Source organism: Actinokineospora cianjurensis (assembly GCF_003663795.1).
GTDB lineage: Bacteria > Actinomycetota > Actinomycetes > Mycobacteriales > Pseudonocardiaceae > Actinokineospora > Actinokineospora terrae.
The window spans coordinates 994,205-1,010,180 of record NZ_RCDD01000001.1; the positions used below are offsets into that span (position 1 = coordinate 994,205).

Below are 15,976 nucleotides of genomic sequence, written 5' to 3' on the forward strand. Positions count from 1 at the left end.
GACGGGCAACATGAGACCCATACGGACATGGATAAACGCGAGCCCACGATCCGGGCCAGGGAGTTGGGCGAGAGCATGCGGCTGGCCATGGTGCGGGCCAACCTCAACGGGGTGCGCGCGTGCGCGCTGCTCGGGTGGTCCAAGAGCAAGCTGTCCCGGATGTTCCTCGGCACCCGCGGCGTCTCCCACGCCGACCTCGTCGACTTCCTGCGGGTCTGCGCCGTCTCCGGGGGCGAGCGGGACCGGCTGCTGGCGATCTGCGCCGAACTGCGCGCCCCCGCCTGGTCGCGCGAGCAGGCGGGCCGGTTGCCCAGGCACCTGCACGCGCTCATCGACCACGAGGAGCAGGCCGTGGCCATCCGCGGGCTGGACCTGCTGGTGGTGCCCGCCCCGCTGCAGACCGACGACTACGCCAGGGCGCTGGTCGCCGCCGATGTGACCGTGCCGCCCAACGAACGGGACGCGCGGGTGGTGGCGAAGCTGACCAGGCGCCAGTTCGTCAAGCGGGACCTGCCGCCAACGTGCGTGTTCCACATCCACGAGGCGGCGCTGCGGCTGCCCATCGGCGGTCCCGAGCTGCGCGCCGACCAGGCCCGTGACCTGGTCCGGATGTCCGACCGGCGCAACATCACCATCCGGGTCGTGCCGACCGAGCGCGGGGTCACGGCGTCGGCGGCCGGGCCGTTCCGGCTGCTGGAGTTCGCCGACTTCAAGCCGGTGGTGTGCGTGGAGAGCGAGACGTCCTGCCAGTTCATCGAGGGCAACGAGGAGGTCGCCGGGTACCGGGCGGTGCTGGCCGCGCTCGCCGAGTCCGCGCTCACGCCCGATGAGTCGCGGGCTTTTCTCGTCGCGCTCGCCGAGGGGACGGCCGGGTAGCCGCCAGGTGCGCTGCGGGCACGACGGCGGTGATCGGGCTCTCCGGGTTGACCACCAGGGGGTGGCCGCCGAGCAGGGCGGCCACCTCGTGCCCGCGCACCTCCCGCCACGCGGGCCAGGCGGGTGGCACGTGCGTCGCCGAGGTGCAGGCGGGCACCATCACCGTGCCGTCCCTGGCCGGGAATCCGGTGATCCCCGCGTCGTTCGACGACCGAGCAAAGATCAACAATGTCGCGTCGTGCAGCTCCGGCAACAAATCCGCCTGCGGGCGGTATCTGGTGTGGATCAGCTGCAACACCTTCTCCAACCGGTTCGCGGGCACCGGCATCCGCAACGCCGTGGGTGACGGCCGGTAGTCGCGGTTGGCCCGGAACCGCTCGCCGATCTGGCCGCGCTCGTCGACCGGGTAGGCGCCGACGACCCCCCACGGCGGCACGTCCTCGTGCCTGCTGAACTCGGGGTCGATCACGTACAGCCAGCTGTCGGGGTTGGAGCGGGCGCTGGCCCGCATCTCGAGGGTGATCTCCGGCTGGTCCATCGTCGCCTCCTTGGCGCGGAGGCGGTACCTCCTTGGCGCGGGGTGGGTGCGCGTCATCCTAGAGCGAGTGCTCACTTCGCGTGATCGGACGGGCGCCCACCGCCACCGCGCGAGGAATTCCCCACGAAGTCGACCAATAACGCGGGAACCGTTCCACGACGTCGGTCATCAGAGATAGAGTCGTCGCAAATGCACAGGACCAGGGGGTCAGGACGGTGTTTCTAGCCGATGGCGGTGGGGGTTCCCTCCCGGTGGAGCCCGCGTACGCCGGAACCCAGACACTGCGCGTCGAGCCCTCCGCCATCCCCGGTGCGCTCGCCGCGTTCCGCGAGGCGCACGCCAGGGTGTCGGAGAAGGTCACCGTGCTCGACGCGCTGCGGGTGCCGGAGTGGGCGAACGACCCGGTGAGCGGCACGACGGCCACCGAGTTCACCCAGCGCACCAACGGCGGCGGCGACGACTCGGCGAGCAAGTGCCTGCGCGGCTACCAGGAACAGCTGCAGCGGGCGATCACCGCGCTCGAGCAGGCCGAACGGGGCTACCTGGCCACCGAGGGCACCAACTCCGCGATGTGGGGCAAGACCCACCAGGCGTGACCAGCTCCCCCCTGATCCCAGCAGCTGTCTACCGAGGGTGATCCGAACATGGCAATGCACCGGTGGCGCGGGTACGACCACCCCACCCTGCACACGATGATCAACGGCGGCCCCGGTCCGGCCGCGTCGACCCCGCAGACCGAGTACTGGGACTCGCTGCAGACCGAGCTGGCCGAGATCGACGCCGACCTCAACGCCAAGCTCGGCACCCTCGCCGCGAGCTGGGAGGGTGGCGCGGCCGACCAGGCGCAGACCGGTCTGACCCCGTTGCAGGCGTGGGCCTGCGACGCGCAGACCGGTGCGTCGGGCATGCGCGCCTCCACCGAGTACCAGGCCGACATCGTCGGCCGGGCCCGCGCCGAGGTGCCGGAGCCGGTCGAGGTCACCACGCCCGCGCCGTCCGGGTGGTCGAAGCTCGCGGCGGGTGCCGCGTTGCTCACCGGCAACCCCGGCCCGGCCGCGGTGGTCGTGAACCAGGCGCAGGACCACGAGGCCCAGGAGGCCGCGCAGGACGCCGCCTCCCAGAAGGCCGTGGACGCCATGGACAGCTACCAGTCGAGCAGCCGGTTCAACACCAACACCCTCGGCGAGTTCGTGCCCCCGCCGGACGTCGTGGTCTCCACCCCGGAGCCCTCCGGCGGCACCGGTTACGCCGCCGGGCACTTCGTGTCGAACTTCTCCGGCGCCAACGGCGACACCGGCACCAACACCGCGAGCTACAGCCCGGGCACCGTCGGCCACTTCGGCGGCGGCAGCTACACCGCGCCCGGCCACGGCGGCGGCAACGCGCAGTTCACCCACCCCGGCGCCCTCCCCGGCTCGAACACCCCGTCCGGCTTCACCAGGCCGAACGGCTGGACCGCGCCGTCCGGCTACGTCCCGGTCACCGGTGGCGAGGGCCCGAACCTGAACCACAACCAGTTCTCCAACAACCTGAACACGGGTGGCGGCGACGCCAGGTTCAACCAGAACAACAACTTCACCGGGAACTTCAACGGCTCCCTCAACCCGACCGGTGGCGTCAACGGCGCTGAAGGCCCCAAGTCCGGCGGTGGCGTCAACGGCAAGGGTGGCGCGGGTTCGTCCATCGGCACCCCTGGCGCGACCGGTGAGAGCGCGCGGCAGAGCGGTCAGCTCGGTCGTGGCGGTATGTCCGGCAGCGGTGGCTTCGGCGGCGCGGGCGACAACGTCATGGGCTCGCGCTCCAACGGTGCGGTCGCGGGCAAGGGCGGACTCGGTGGCCCTGGCGGCCAGAACCGGGCCAACGGCGAGGACGACGAGGAGGAGTTCGAGACCGCGAGCTACCTCGTCGAGACCGATGACGTGTTCGGCGACGAGCGAGCGGTGTCGCAGGCCGTCCTCGGCGCCGACGAGTGACCACGTTCGGCATAGTGGCTGAGGTGACGAGCACCCCTGTGTCGCTCTCCGCGCTGGAGTTCGACGTGCTGTGGGAGCACCTGTCCCCGGGGACCATGCCCCTGGTGGTCAAGGTGCCCTCACCGGGCAAGACCTACGAGGAGCGGGCCCGGATCGAGGACGAGGTCTGGGCCGGACTCGAGCAGCGCGGGCTCGGCCGCAAGGTCGACCTGCACCCGGAGGTCGAGCACCTGCTGCGGCTGCTGGCCCGGCCCGACCGCGAGGTCGACGGCCGCACCTGGGTCGGCCGCGGCGTGCGGTTGCTGGCGTGCTCGGCCGGGCGCGACCAGGCCGCGCTCGCGGTGCTCGGCGACGACCGGATCACCCTCAGCCGCACCTCGCCCGCAGGACTGGCGAGCGCGGCGGTCGGCGTGCTCCCAGCGCTCCAGGCCGGTCAGGGGCGGTCGATCACCCTGCGCACGGACGACTTCGAGGCCGCGGCCAAGAGCACCGACGGGACGCAGAAGAGCTTCGAGCTCGCCCTGCACGCCCGGGGTGTGCGCGGCGAGGACGCGACCGCGCTGACCGAGATGATCGGCGACGTGCACGGCACCGGGAACTTCGGCGCCGCGGCGCGGGACCGGCTCGGCCGCCGGGTCCGCGGCGACCGGGTCGTGTCGTTCTTCGACACCGACGGCGGCCGCTACGTCCAGGTCCGCCGGGCTTCTCCGGACAAGACGCTGTGGACGACGATCTCGCCCGCGGACAACCGCAAGCTGGTGCACCTCGTCGAGGAAGTCCTCGACGACGTGGTCAGGGACATCGAGGGCTAGCCGGACCCGTGCCGCGCAAGGCCATCGACCCCGCCGAGCTCCGCGCCGCCGTGGCAGCCACCCTCCCGTGGCTCGACGGCGGTGACCAGCCCGCCCGACCGGTGCTCGCCGCCGCCGTCCGGCTGAGCCTGCGCACCCTGGAGCAGGACGCGCCGGGGCACAGCGTCGAGGTGCGGGTGCCGCCGTTCGCGGCCGTGCAGTGCGTCGAAGGCCCCCGGCACACGCGGGGGACGCCGCCCAACGTCGTCGAGATGGATCCGCGCACCTGGCTGGACCTGGCGGTCGGGCGGGTGCGCTGGGACGACGCGGTGACCGATGGGCGGGTGGCCGCCTCGGGGGCGCGCGCGGATCTGTCCGCTTTGTTGCCCCTGCTGAGGTTCTAGGCGTCGACCAGTTCGCGTTCCGGCTTGGTGCGGCGCATGACCAAGGCGAATCCGATGGCGCCTACGACCGCCAAGACCGCGTAGACGGCCAGCAGCGCGGGCGGCGTCGTGCCGGTGAGGGCGTCACCGAGGAAGACAGCCGCCGCCGTGCCGGGGAGGCTGCCCAGGAACGTGCCGACCAGGAACGGCCGCACCGGGATCGTCGACAGGCCGCAGCAGTAGTTCATCGGCGCGAACGGGATCATCGGCACCAGCCGCAGCGAGGTGATCGCGCCCAGCCCGCCGCCCGCGAGCCGCGAGTTCACCACGCGCACCACACCGAGCTCCATGTGCGGCTCGACCCACCGCCGCCCCAGGCCCCTGGCCAGCGAGAACGCCACCGCCGACGCGATCGTCGTCGCCACCATCGCGACCACGAACCCCACCACCCCGCCGAGCAGCAGACCCGCGGACAGGTTGAACACGGTGCGCGGGATGGGTGCCACCGTGAGCAACGAGTACGCGACCAGGAAGATCACCGGGGTGGCCCAACCGAGCCCTTCCGCCCACACCCGGACCTGCGCGGGGCTAGGGATCGGGGTGAGAGATCCGGCCACGACAAGGATCACGAGTACGGCTAGCAGGAGGAGTAGGGCTCGACGACCGGGCACTCCACCAAGGTAACGGCAAGGACTGCCGGGTGACGTGCGCCACCGTGCGGTGGGCTTGGGTGCGCCGAGCAGCGCTTACACTGGGGTGCAGCCCTCACTCCACCCCCCAGGGAGCGCTTGGTGGCCGACCAGTTCACGACTGGCCCTATCCCCACTTTCGACCAGCCCGAGCCAGAGCCCCGCGAGGAATGCGGTGTCTTCGGCGTCTGGGCCCCAGGCGAGGAAGTGGCGAAACTCACCTACTACGGTCTGTACGCACTCCAGCACCGTGGGCAGGAGGCGGCGGGCATCTCGGTCGCCGACGGCAACCAGATCGTCGTCTTCAAGGACCTCGGCCTGGTCAGCCAGGTGTTCGACGAGCAGGTCCTGTCCTCGCTGCGCGGCCACGTCGCCGTCGGGCACTGCCGGTACTCGACCACCGGGTCGACCACCTGGGAGAACGCCCAGCCGACCTTCCGCACCACCGCCACCGGCAGCGGGCTCTCCCTCGGCCACAACGGCAACCTGGTCAACACCGCGGAACTGCGCGACCGCGCCACCAAGCTCGGCGTGACCTCCCGCAACGGCGCGACGACCGACTCCGACATCATGACCGCCCTGCTCGCGGCGAGCGCCGCCGACAAGGGCCTGGAGCAGGCCGCGCTGGAGGTCCTGCCGACCATCCGCGGCGCGTACTGCCTGGTCTTCTCCGACGAGTCGACCCTCTACGCCGCCCGTGACCCGCACGGGGTCCGGCCGCTGGTGCTCGGCCGCCTCGAACGCGGCTGGGTGGTGGCCAGCGAGACCGCCGCGCTCGACATCGTCGGCGCCTCCTTCGTCCGCGAGGTCGAGCCGGGCGAGCTGATCGCGATCGACACCGACGGCCTGCGCTCGTCGCGGTTCGCCAGCCCGGAACCCAAGGGCTGCCTGTTCGAGTACGTGTACCTGGCCAGGCCGGACACCACGATCTCCGGCCGCTCGGTGCACGCGACCAGGGTCGAGATCGGCCGCCGCCTCGCCATCGAGCACCCGGTCGAAGCCGACCTCGTCGTCCCGGTGCCGGAATCGGGCACGCCAGCGGCCATCGGGTACGCGCAGGGCAGCGGCATCCCGTTCGGCACCGCGCTGGTGAAGAACGCCTACGTCGGGCGCACCTTCATCCAGCCGTCGCAGACCATCCGCCAACTCGGCATCCGGCTCAAGCTCAACCCGCTGCGCGAGGTCATCCGGGGCAAGCGGCTCATCGTGGTCGACGACTCGGTCGTGCGCGGCAACACCCAGCGCGCCCTGGTCCGGATGCTGCGCGAGGCCGGTGCCCTCGAGGTGCACGTGCGGATCGCGTCGCCGCCGGTGCAGTGGCCCTGCTTCTACGGCATCGACTTCGCCTCGCGCGCCGAACTGGTCGCCAACGGCCTCGACCTCGACGGCATCCGCCGCTCCATCGGCGCGGACTCGCTCGGCTACGTCTCGCTCGACGCGCTGATCGCCGCGAGCGACCAGCCCAAGACGCGGCTGTGCGCGGCGTGCTTCACCGGCGAGTACCCGATCGAACTGCCCGACGACGCCCTGATCGGCAAGCACCTGCTCGAGGGCATCGAGAAGGGCGTGGCGGGCTCCGCCGCGCCGCTGCAGCCAGCCGGGTACGGTGCCGAGGACGCCCTCCGGCGCCCGTGACCCGTGTCCCGACCCTCCGACCTGATTCGAGCCATGACTGAGACCAGCTCACCCGAGTCCAACGCCACCTACGCCGCAGCAGGCGTGAGCATCGAAGCAGGTGACGAGGCGGTCGAGAAGCTCAAGCCATGGGCGGCCAAGGCCAACCGGCCGGAGGTGCTCGGCGGCATCGGCGGGTTCGCCGGCCTGTTCAAGCTCAAGCTGGACCGGTGGAAGGAACCGGTGCTCGCCTCCTCGACCGACGGCGTCGGCACCAAGATCGCCATTGCCCAGGCGCTGGACATCCACGACACCGTCGGCGTCGACCTGGTCGCCATGGTGGTCGACGACCTGGTGGTCTGCGGCGCGGAACCGCTGTTCCTGCAGGACTACATCGCCGTCGGCAAGGTCCTGCCGGACCGGATCGCGGCGCTGGTCAAGGGCATCTCCGAGGGCTGCGTCCAGGCGGGCTGCGCCCTGCTCGGCGGCGAGACCGCGGAACACCCCGGCCTGATGTCGGACGGGGCGTACGACCTGTCCGCCACCGGCGTCGGCGTGGTCGAGGCCGACCAGATCCTCGGCCCGGACCGCGTCCGCCCCGGTGACGTGCTGATCGGCATGGGCTCTTCCGGCCTGCACTCCAACGGCTACTCGCTGGCCAGGCACGTGCTGCTGCAGATCGGCCGCATCCCGCTCTCGGGCCACGTCGAGGAGTTCGGCCGCACCCTGGGCGAGGAACTGCTGGAACCGACCCGCATCTACGCCAAGGACTGCCTGGCGCTGGCCGCCGAGACCGAGGTCCGCACCTTCGCCCACATCACCGGCGGCGGCCTCGCGGCCAACCTGGCCAGGGTCATCCCCAACGGCCTGCACGCCACGCTCGACCGCGGCACCTGGACCCCGCAGCCGGTCTTCTCCCTCATCGCCCAGCGCGGCCGGGTGGCCCGCGAGGAGATGGAACGCACCTTCAACATGGGCGTCGGCATGGTCGCCGTCGTCGCCCCCGAGGACGTCGACCGAGCCCTCGCCGTCCTCACCGCCCGCCACGTCCCCTCCTGGATCCTCGGCGAGGTCCGCCCCGCCGAAGACCCCACCACCCCCCGCGCCACCCTCACCGGCGACCACCCCCGCTTCTAAGCCCTACCCCGTTTCTCAAGCCCACCTCGAAGGCCCGGCCGCGCCCCAGCGCCGCCGGGCCTTCGCCGTACCCGCAGCCATCCCCCGGAAGCTCTTACCCCGCCCCAGCCGCTTCGCGCGCACGCGGTCCCGACCCGGCCCAGCCCCCACCCTCACCGGGGGGCGTCCCAGGTCCCAGTCTACCGGCACCCCCCGACAGTGGATCTTGAAAGCACCTCTCCCAAGATCCAGATGTGGATAACTTCTGTCGCTGAACCGGGTGAACCTGGGCCAGCAAGGTCAGCGACGCGGCGACGCGGCGACGCGGCGACGCGGCGACGCGGCGACGCGGCGAGGCTGGCGGGGGCCAGCAAGGCCGGAGAGGGCCGGCGCGAGGGCCAGCAAGGACAGCAAGGCGGCGAGCTGGCGAGGGCTAGCAAGTGGCGGGGGAGCAGGGGCGGCACGGGACTGTGGGGTTGCTGTGGGTTCGCCGCCAGGGGTGGAGATGACCATGGGGGGCGGGGCAACCTGCTGGGGTGTCGGCTCGTACTACTGGGCGACCTTGGGAGGTACTCGTGCCGGACCGGGACGCGGAGTTCGGGGAGTACCTGGACAGCCGGGCCACTGTCATGCGCCGGACGGCCTTCCTGCTCAGTGGGGGTGACTGGCACCGCGCGGAGGACCTGGTGCAGACGACGCTGGCGAAGATCTACGTGGCGTGGCCGCGGCTCAACCGCGAGGGCGGGGTGGACGCCTACTCGCGCAAGGTGATGGTGCGGTCGGCGATCGACGAGTCGCGGCGGGCGTTCCGGCGGCGGGAGAACGTGGTCGAGCGGTTGCCCGAGGTCGGGGTGGAACCGGCGGGTGTGGCCGACGCGGTGGATGTGCGGCGGGCGTTGGCGCTGCTCCCGGCCGGGCAGCGGGCGGTGGTGGTGCTCCGGTACTGGGAGGACCTGAGCGTCGCCGAGACCGCGCAGGCACTGGGCAAGAGCGAGGGGACGATCAAGAGCCAGGCGGCGAAGGGGTTGGCTGCGCTGCGCAAGCTCTTGGCGGACGGCCGGGTCCTGGTCGAGGGGCAGCGGTGAGCGGGACGGGATCGGGAGGCGTGCGACGGAGGGTGGCCGTGATCGGGTGGAGGGGCTGTTGTGACCGACGAGGTGCGTGACCTGCTGGGTCGGGCGTTCGGTGACGAGCCGCCGCTCGGCTTCGACCGGGACGGGGTCGTGGCGAGCGGGCGGCGGCGGTTGCGGCGGCGCAGGGCGGCGGCGACCGGCGGGGTGGCGGCCGCGGTGGCGGTGGCCGTGTTCGGCGCGGCCGTGCTGTCCAGTGGCGCGCTCGGGCTCAGCGGGCCTTCCGTCCTGCCCGCGGCGCCCTCGGGTCCGGCGCCCACGGCGTCGCCCGAGCCCCTGCCGACGTCCCCGGTGTTGCTGCCCGGTGCGCCGACCGAGACACCGAAGACGGCGGTCACGACCCGGTCCCCGGAGCGGTCGTACTCCGCGCTGCGCGACTCGGCCCTGCCCTGGCCCGCGGGGGTGCGCCCGGTCGCCACCACCGCCGGGCGCGAGTGGTACGAGTTCGACGGCGGTGAACTCAAGGTCGTCCTGGAGACCCCCAAGGGCGATCGCCTGCTCCAGATCAGCGTCTACTTCACCGCGGCGCTGACGCACATGATGGACTGCGTCAACGCTGCGTCCGGCAAGCCGCTGCCGCACTGCGCGACCTCCGTCGTCGGGACCGCGAAGGTGCGCACCAGCAGGGACTTCCCGGACAACGGTCCCGCCGTGGTGCAGGTCGTCGCCGACCGGGCTGACTCGGTGACGGTCGAGGTCACCGAGACCGCGGGCACGTACGGGCGCCCCGACCAGGTGCTGCCCGACTCGATGCTGGTCAAGATCGCGACGCTGCCCGGCATCGCCCCCTGAGCCCGCGGGTCCGCGCGCGTTGACAGGTGACCATATGGTCGTTCCGTCCGAGCTTGAGTCCGATGTGGATATGACCCGACTGACCTACGAGATCGCCGAGGGGGAGAACGGCGTGTGCTCGCTCACCCTCACCCACGACGTCGAGGGCGGGCACCGGTTTGTACTCCTGAGCGGAAACCCGTTTGCCCGCTAAGGCATCCTGGTACGCGTGCCTGATGAGTTGGTGGTGTCCGCGACGCTGGTCGTACCGGCGGGTGAGCTGCGTGAGCGGTTCTCCCGCTCGTCCGGTCCCGGCGGTCAGGGCGTGAACACCGCCGACAGCCGGGTGGAGCTGTCGTTCGACGTCGCCAGGTCACCGTCCATTCCGGACGCCCTGCGCGGCAGGATGCTGGCCAGGCTCGGCAACCGGCTGGTGGACGGGGTGCTGACCATCGCGGCCAGCGAGTACCGGGCGCAGTTGGCCAACCGCACCGCGGCCCGCGAGCGCCTGGCCGCCCTGCTGCGCCAGGCCGCCGCTCCGCCGCCCCCGTCCCGCCGCGACACCAAGCCCTCCCGCGGTTCCCGCGAGCGCCGACTGACGGCCAAGAAGCAACGCTCCCAGACCAAGCAGACGCGCAAGCGCCCGCCGGACGAGTAGTCAGCGCGGGCGGTACCGGCGTTCGGGTCGGCCGGTGCCGCCGTAGCGCAGGCGGACCTCGGCGCGGTTGGCGTCGACGAAGTGCTCCAGGTAGCGGCGGGCGCTGACCCGGGAGATGTTCGACCGCGCGGCGCACTCGGCCGCGGAGACGTCCGGGTCGGCGGCGCGCAGGACCTGCTCGACCAGGGCAGCCGTCTGCTCGGTGAGCCCCTTCGGCAGTGCGGAGCGCGGCCGGGCGCCGAAGACCTCGTCGATGGCGGCCTGGTCGGCGCTGATCAGCTCGCCGAGTCTGGTGTGGACGGTGGCGAAGTGGCGCAGCTGGTCGTGCAGCGCGGTGTAGGAGAACGGCTTGACGAGGTAGTGCAGCACGCCGCCGCGCAGGGCGCCCCGGACGGTGTCCACGTCGGTGGCGGCGCTGATGACGATGACGTCCGGCTGGGCCTGGCCGTTGCGCAGCTCCCGCAGGACTTCCAGGCCGCCCATGTCCGGCAGGTAGATGTCGAGCAGGACGAGGTCCGGGCGCAGCCGGGTGGTCAACGCCAGCGCCTGGGCGCCGGTGTGGGCTACACCGGCCACGGTGAAGCCCGGCGTGCGCTCGATATATCCACAGTGGACTCGTGCCACCATGAAGTCGTCGTCCACCACGAGAACGCTGATCACGCGGGCACCTCCGGCAGCCGGGCGGTGAACACGGCGCCGTCGACCTCGATCGTGCCGCCGCGGCTCAGGCAGGTCTGGCGGGTCAGCGCGAGCCCCAGGCCGCGTTGGCCGCCTTCTTCCGCCGCCTTGGTGGTGAACCCGTGCCGGAACACCTCCGAGGCGAGATCCGGTGCCACGCCGGGTCCCGAGTCGCACACGACCACCAGCACCACCCCGCCCTCGTGGGTCAACGCGACCTCGATCCAGCCGCCCCCGCCGCGCACCGAGTCCAGCGCGTTGTCGACGAGATTCCCCAGCACTGTCACCAGATCCGCCGACAGGTGCTCGTCGACGGCGCCCAAGCGGCTCGACGGCGCCAGCCGCAGACCCACGGCCTGCTCCGCGGCCAGGCTCGACTTCGCCACCAGCAGCGCGGCCACCGCCGGGTCGGCCACGTGCGAGCTGACCTCGGACTGCCAGGCCGACCTGGTGTGGCTGACCCGGTCGACGAAGCGCCGGACCTCGTCGTACTCGCCGAGCTCGATCAGGCCGGCGATGGTGTGCAGCCGGTTGGAGAACTCGTGCGCCTGCGCGCGCAGCGTGTCCGTGGTAGCGCGGTTGGCGTCCAGTTCGTGCCGCAGGGCGACGATCTCGGTGCGGTCGCGCAAGGTCACCACCGACCCGACGCCGCCGTCGCCACCGCCGATCGGCATCCGGTTCATGATCAGCACCCGGCCGCGGCGCAGCACGATCTGGTCAGCGCCCTCGGCCCGGCCGCTGAGCACGTCGAGCGCGCGGTCGTTGAACTCGAAGTCGGTGACCGGCCGCCCGACCGCGTCGTCCGGCAGCGACAGCAGCACCCTGGCGTGGTCGTTGACCAGCGTCACCCTGCCCTGCTGGTCGAGGCCGACGACGCCCTCCTTGATCCCGTGCAGCATCGCCTCCCGGTGCTCGACCAGCCCGGCGATCTCAGTCGGCTCCAGCCCCAGCGTCTGCCGCTTCACCCGCCTGGCCACCAGCAGCGACCCGCCGACGCCGAGCACCGTCGCCACCCCGAGGATCAGCAGCGCCTCGCCCGGCGAGTGCACCACACCCGCCACGAACGAGGGCCGGTCCGCCTCGGCCGCGACGATCCCGATCACCGTGCCGTTGTCGCCGATCACCGGCACGTGCGCGACCAGGTACGGCCCCACCTCGCCGACCCACGACCGTCCTGACTGGACAGTGCTGTCGCCGATCGGGAGCTGGCCACCGACCTGTGTCGGGTCTGGTGAGGTCAGCACCCGCAACGCGGGCAGTGCGATCAGCACCCCGTCCGCGCCGGAAAGGCTCCGCGCGCTCTCCGCGAACGGCGGGAGTTGGTGGTAGCGCAGCGGGTCGGCCAGCGCGGCCCGCACCCCCGGGGTCGCGGCGACGTCTTCGGCCACCGACAGCATCCTGCGGCCCTCGGTGGTCTGGAACGCCGACCGCGCCTGGACCGCCGAGAACACCGCGACGGCCGCGAGCAGGGTCACCACGATCACCACCTGCCAACCGAGCAGTTGGCGCGCCAGCGAGCCCCGTCCAGCCATCGCACCAGTGTGCCCTGGCGAGCCCGACTCAGCCTGTGAACACAAGGACCACAACGACCGCTGTGGCCGCAACGCGACAGGTGCCGTAACTCGGGGGCAACATGCTTGCATCAACGAAATGAGGGGCGGGTCACCGTATGAAAGGCACAGTGCGCGTATCCCCGCTGGTGGCCGCGCTGTCAGCCCTGGCCGCGGTGCTGCTGGTCCCCCCGCTGCTCAGCTCGGGTGACTCCGACAGCACCGGTGTGCGCGGCCTGCGCGTGCTGGTGCCGAACTCGCCAGGCGGTGGCTACGACATCACGGCGAGAACCGCGGTCAAGTCGATCGAGGACAGCGGTCTGTCCAGCGGCATCGAGGTGTTCAACCTGCCTGGCGCCGGTGGCACTGTCGGCCTCGGGCGGCTGGTGAACGAACGTGGCAACGACAAGCTCATCATGTCGATGGGCCTGGGCGTCGTCGGCAGTGTTTACACGAACAAGTCGCCCTCGTCGCTGGCCGACACCACCCCGATCGCCAGGCTCATCGAGGAGCCGGACATCGTGGTGGTGGCCAAGGACTCCCCCTACACCGACCTTGCCGGCCTGATCGCGGCCTGGAAGGCGACCCCCGGCGCGGTCCCGGTCGGCGGCGGCTCGTCCCCCGGCGGACCCGACCACCTCGCGCCGATGCTGATGGCCAAGGCCGTCGGGCTGGCGCCGAGGGACGTCAACTACGTGCCCTTCGACGGCGGCGGAGAGCTGCTCGCCTCGGTGCTGGGCGGCAAGGTCGCCTTCGGTGTGTCCGGCATCGGCGAGTACCGCGACCAGATCCAGGCGGGTGAGCTGCGCGTCCTGGCCGTCACCAGCGGCAAGCGGATCCCCGGCGTGGACGCCCCGACGTTGCGGGAGTCCGGTGTGGACGTCGACTTCACCAACTGGCGCGGCGTCGTCGCCCCGCCCGGCATCACCGACACCGCGCGCGACCGGCTGGTCAAGCTGCTCACCGACCTGCACGGCTCCGGCGCGTGGCAGGAGTCGTTGCGGCGCAACGGGTGGACCGACGCGTTCCAGACCGGCCCGGAGTTCGGCCGGTTCCTCGCCGCCGAGAACGCCAGGGTCGCCGACGTGCTCAGGGAGTTGGGGCTGGCATGAGCACCCGAACCGAGAACCGACCGCGGTTCGACCGGCAGTGGCTGCGCGAGCACTCCGAACTGGGCGTGTGCGTGGTGCTCGCCGCGCTCGGCGTCCTGGTGCTCACCGACGCGCTGAGCATCCCCACCGACTTCGCCCAGCGCGGCCCGGTCGGCCCGAAGGCGGTACCCGTGCTGGTCGGCGGCCTGTTGCTGCTGGTCGCCGCCCTGCTGGCCAGGGATGTGCTGCGCGGCGGCAAGGGCGAGGCGGAGGCGGGCGAGGACGTCGACCTGTCCGAGCCGGGCGACTGGAAGACGGTGCTGCTGCTGTCCGGGGCGTTCCTGGCCAACGCCGCGCTGATCGGGCTGCTCGGGTTCCCGATCTCCGGCACGGTCCTGTTCTGGGGCGCCGCCTACGCGCTCGGCAGCCGCGAACTGGTGCGCGACCCGCTCATCGCGGCGGGCATGTCGCTGGTCACCTACGTCGTGTTCGACAACCTGCTCGGGGTGCCCCTGCCCGGCGGACCGCTGATGGGGGTGTTGTGAGTGGAATCCCTCGACCTGCTCATGTCCGGGTTCGGCACCGCGCTGACCCCGACGCACCTCATGCTCGCCGCGATCGGCGTGCTGCTGGGCACCTTCATCGGTGTCCTGCCCGGCATCGGCCCGGCCATGGCGGTCGCGCTGCTGCTCCCGGTCACCTACGGCCTCGAACCGACCGGCGCGTTCATCATGTTCGCCGGGATCTACTACGGCGGCATGTTCGGCGGCTCGACCACGTCCATCCTGCTCAACACCCCCGGTGAGAGCGCGGCGGTGGTCGCGGCCATCGAGGGCAACCCGATGGCCCGCAAGGGCCGCGGCTCCCAGGCGCTCGCGGCGGCCGCCATCGGGCACTTCGCCGGTGGGCTCATCGGCACCACCCTGCTGGTCCTGCTCGCCCCGACCGTCGCCTCGCTCGCGGTCGGCATCGGCGCACCCGACTACTTCGCGATCATGGTCCTGGCCTTCATCGCGGTGACCTCGGTGCTGGGCACCTCCCGGGTGCGCGGGTTCGCCGCCCTGCTGATCGGCCTGGTCATCGGCCTCGTCGGGCTCGACGAGATGACCGGGCAGCAGCGGCTCACCTTCGGCTCCCTGCAACTGGCCGACGGCATCGACGTCGTCATCGTCGCGGTCGGCCTGTTCGCCGTCGGTGAGTCGCTGTGGGTCGCGCTGCACCTGCGCCGCCGCCCCGCCGAGCCGATCCCGGTCGGCCGGGCCTGGCTCGGCCGCGACGACCTGCGCCGTTCGTGGAAGCCCTGGCTGCGCGGTCCGCTGATCGGGTTCCCGTTCGGGGCACTGCCCGCGGGCGGCGCCGAGATCCCGACCTTCCTGTCCTACGCGGTGGAGAAGCGGCTCGCGAAGGACAAGGGCGAGTTCGGCCACGGCGCCATCGAGGGCGTCGCGGGACCGGAGGCCACGGCCAGCGCGTCCGCCGCCGGGACCCTGGTGTCGATGCTGACCCTCGGCCTGCCGACCACGGCTGTCGCGGCGGTCATGCTGGCCGCGTTCCAGCAGTACGGGATCCAGCCGGGGCCGCTGCTGTTCCAGCGGGAGCCGACCCTGGTCTGGGGGCTGATCGCCAGCCTGTTCGTCGGGACCGTGCTGCTGCTGGTGCTGAACCTGCCGCTGGCCCCGGTGTGGGCGAAGCTGCTCAAGATCCCCCGGCCGTACCTGTACGCGGGCATCCTGTTCTTCGCCGCGGTCGGGGCCTACGCGGTCAGCGGGCAGGTGGCCGACCTGCTGGTGCTGTTCGTGATCGGCGTGATCGGGCTGGCCATGCGCCGCTACGGGCTGCCGGTGCTGCCCGCGGTGCTCGGGGTGATCCTCGGGCCTGCCGCCGAGCAGCAGATGCGCCGGGCGTTGCAGCTCTCCGACGGCTCGCTCACCGGGCTGGTCAACACGCCGTTCTCGATCGTGGTCTACGCGGTCGTCGCCGTCGTGTTGCTCTGGCCCGCGGCGAACGCGCTGCGCAAGCGCCGGGCCGCGCGGGTGTGACCAGGAACCCGGGTGGGAACAGACCGGGGGTGGGGCGGGCTTACTAGGGTCGACGTGGAAGTTCGTCACCGAGCGAACT

The 15,976-nt window shown here is 72.0% G+C and carries 18 protein-coding genes; 14 read left to right on the plus strand and 4 right to left on the minus strand.

Going from position 1 to position 15,976, the window contains the following annotated elements; translation table 11 throughout:
- The first annotated feature begins 27 nt into the window (after positions 1-27).
- On the plus strand, positions 28-876 hold the full coding sequence (locus CLV68_RS04665; protein WP_121389315.1) for a helix-turn-helix domain-containing protein: 849 nt from the start codon (positions 28-30) through the stop codon (positions 874-876).
- Here CLV68_RS04665 and CLV68_RS04670 read toward each other — a convergent pair.
- Positions 818-1,414: a type VII secretion system-associated protein gene (locus CLV68_RS04670; RefSeq protein WP_121389316.1), complete on the minus strand. Its 597-nt coding sequence runs from the start codon at positions 1,412-1,414 to the stop codon at positions 818-820. The genes CLV68_RS04665 and CLV68_RS04670 overlap by 59 nt on opposite strands.
- 251 nt (positions 1,415-1,665) lie before the next feature.
- Here CLV68_RS04670 and CLV68_RS04675 point away from each other — a divergent pair, with 251 nt between their 5' ends.
- Genes CLV68_RS04675 through CLV68_RS04690 form a run of 4 tightly spaced genes read left to right on the plus strand, consistent with a single transcriptional unit; the run spans position 1,666 to position 4,582 of the window.
- The gene (locus CLV68_RS04675; protein ID WP_121389317.1) at positions 1,666-2,010 is read left to right on the plus strand and encodes a hypothetical protein; all 345 of its coding nucleotides are present in this window, start codon (positions 1,666-1,668) and stop codon (positions 2,008-2,010) included.
- Between the two features lie 48 nt (positions 2,011-2,058).
- On the plus strand, positions 2,059-3,387 hold the full coding sequence (locus CLV68_RS04680) for a PPE domain-containing protein (RefSeq protein WP_121389318.1): 1,329 nt from the start codon (positions 2,059-2,061) through the stop codon (positions 3,385-3,387).
- 23 nt (positions 3,388-3,410) lie between these two features.
- On the plus strand, positions 3,411-4,199 hold the full coding sequence (locus CLV68_RS04685; RefSeq protein WP_246009665.1) for an ESX secretion-associated protein EspG: 789 nt from the start codon (positions 3,411-3,413) through the stop codon (positions 4,197-4,199).
- An 8-nt stretch (positions 4,200-4,207) separates the two neighbouring features.
- Complete coding sequence (locus CLV68_RS04690) at positions 4,208-4,582, plus strand: sterol carrier family protein (protein ID WP_121389319.1); 375 nt, start codon at positions 4,208-4,210, stop codon at positions 4,580-4,582.
- Here CLV68_RS04690 and CLV68_RS04695 read toward each other — a convergent pair.
- The gene (locus CLV68_RS04695; RefSeq protein ID WP_121389320.1) at positions 4,579-5,232 is read right to left on the minus strand and encodes a TVP38/TMEM64 family protein; all 654 of its coding nucleotides are present in this window, start codon (positions 5,230-5,232) and stop codon (positions 4,579-4,581) included. The two genes, CLV68_RS04690 and CLV68_RS04695, sit on opposite strands and share 4 nt — an antisense overlap.
- A gap of 120 nt (positions 5,233-5,352) precedes the next feature.
- Between CLV68_RS04695 and purF the strand changes: the two genes are divergently transcribed.
- From purF to arfB, 6 genes are all read left to right on the plus strand, one after another.
- Positions 5,353-6,885: an amidophosphoribosyltransferase gene (gene purF / locus CLV68_RS04700; protein WP_211346432.1), complete on the plus strand. Its 1,533-nt coding sequence runs from the start codon at positions 5,353-5,355 to the stop codon at positions 6,883-6,885.
- 33 nt (positions 6,886-6,918) lie between these two features.
- Positions 6,919-8,001: a phosphoribosylformylglycinamidine cyclo-ligase gene (purM, locus tag CLV68_RS04705; RefSeq protein ID WP_121389321.1), complete on the plus strand. Its 1,083-nt coding sequence runs from the start codon at positions 6,919-6,921 to the stop codon at positions 7,999-8,001.
- A gap of 554 nt (positions 8,002-8,555) precedes the next feature.
- Positions 8,556-9,065 carry a SigE family RNA polymerase sigma factor gene (locus CLV68_RS04710; RefSeq protein ID WP_121389322.1) on the plus strand — a complete coding sequence of 170 codons (510 nt, stop codon included), beginning with the start codon at positions 8,556-8,558 and terminating at the stop codon, positions 9,063-9,065.
- Positions 9,066-9,125: 60 nt separating this feature from the next.
- Positions 9,126-9,902, plus strand: coding sequence for a hypothetical protein (locus CLV68_RS04715; protein WP_121389323.1), 777 nt, complete (start codon positions 9,126-9,128; stop codon positions 9,900-9,902).
- 70 nt (positions 9,903-9,972) lie between these two features.
- Positions 9,973-10,095: a hypothetical protein gene (locus CLV68_RS35570; protein ID WP_281274631.1), complete on the plus strand. Its 123-nt coding sequence runs from the start codon at positions 9,973-9,975 to the stop codon at positions 10,093-10,095.
- A 15-nt stretch (positions 10,096-10,110) separates the two neighbouring features.
- Positions 10,111-10,539, plus strand: coding sequence for an alternative ribosome rescue aminoacyl-tRNA hydrolase ArfB (arfB, locus tag CLV68_RS04720; RefSeq protein ID WP_121389324.1), 429 nt, complete (start codon positions 10,111-10,113; stop codon positions 10,537-10,539).
- Here arfB and CLV68_RS04725 read toward each other — a convergent pair whose 3' ends face one another.
- Positions 10,540-11,199 (minus strand): response regulator, encoded by a 660-nt coding sequence (locus CLV68_RS04725; protein WP_121389325.1) that lies wholly within the window; start codon positions 11,197-11,199, stop codon positions 10,540-10,542.
- A complete protein-coding gene (locus CLV68_RS04730) occupies positions 11,196-12,749 on the minus strand; it encodes a sensor histidine kinase (RefSeq protein WP_121389326.1) in 1,554 nt (517 codons plus the stop codon). The genes CLV68_RS04725 and CLV68_RS04730 overlap by 4 nt, the downstream gene beginning before the upstream one ends.
- Before the next feature lie 137 nt (positions 12,750-12,886).
- On the opposite strand from CLV68_RS04730, the gene CLV68_RS04735 reads away from it, so the two are divergent.
- From CLV68_RS04735 to CLV68_RS04745, 3 genes are read left to right on the plus strand one after another with little or no spacing between them, the layout of a single operon-like run.
- Positions 12,887-13,879 carry a Bug family tripartite tricarboxylate transporter substrate binding protein gene (locus CLV68_RS04735; protein ID WP_121389327.1) on the plus strand — a complete coding sequence of 331 codons (993 nt, stop codon included), beginning with the start codon at positions 12,887-12,889 and terminating at the stop codon, positions 13,877-13,879.
- The gene (locus CLV68_RS04740; RefSeq protein WP_121389328.1) at positions 13,876-14,403 is read left to right on the plus strand and encodes a tripartite tricarboxylate transporter TctB family protein; all 528 of its coding nucleotides are present in this window, start codon (positions 13,876-13,878) and stop codon (positions 14,401-14,403) included. Before CLV68_RS04735 ends, CLV68_RS04740 begins: the two co-directional genes overlap by 4 nt.
- Before the next feature lie 21 nt (positions 14,404-14,424).
- Entirely contained in the window at positions 14,425-15,897 is a 1,473-nt protein-coding gene (locus CLV68_RS04745; RefSeq protein WP_211346508.1) for a tripartite tricarboxylate transporter permease, read from the plus strand.
- Positions 15,898-15,976 lie beyond the last annotated feature (79 nt).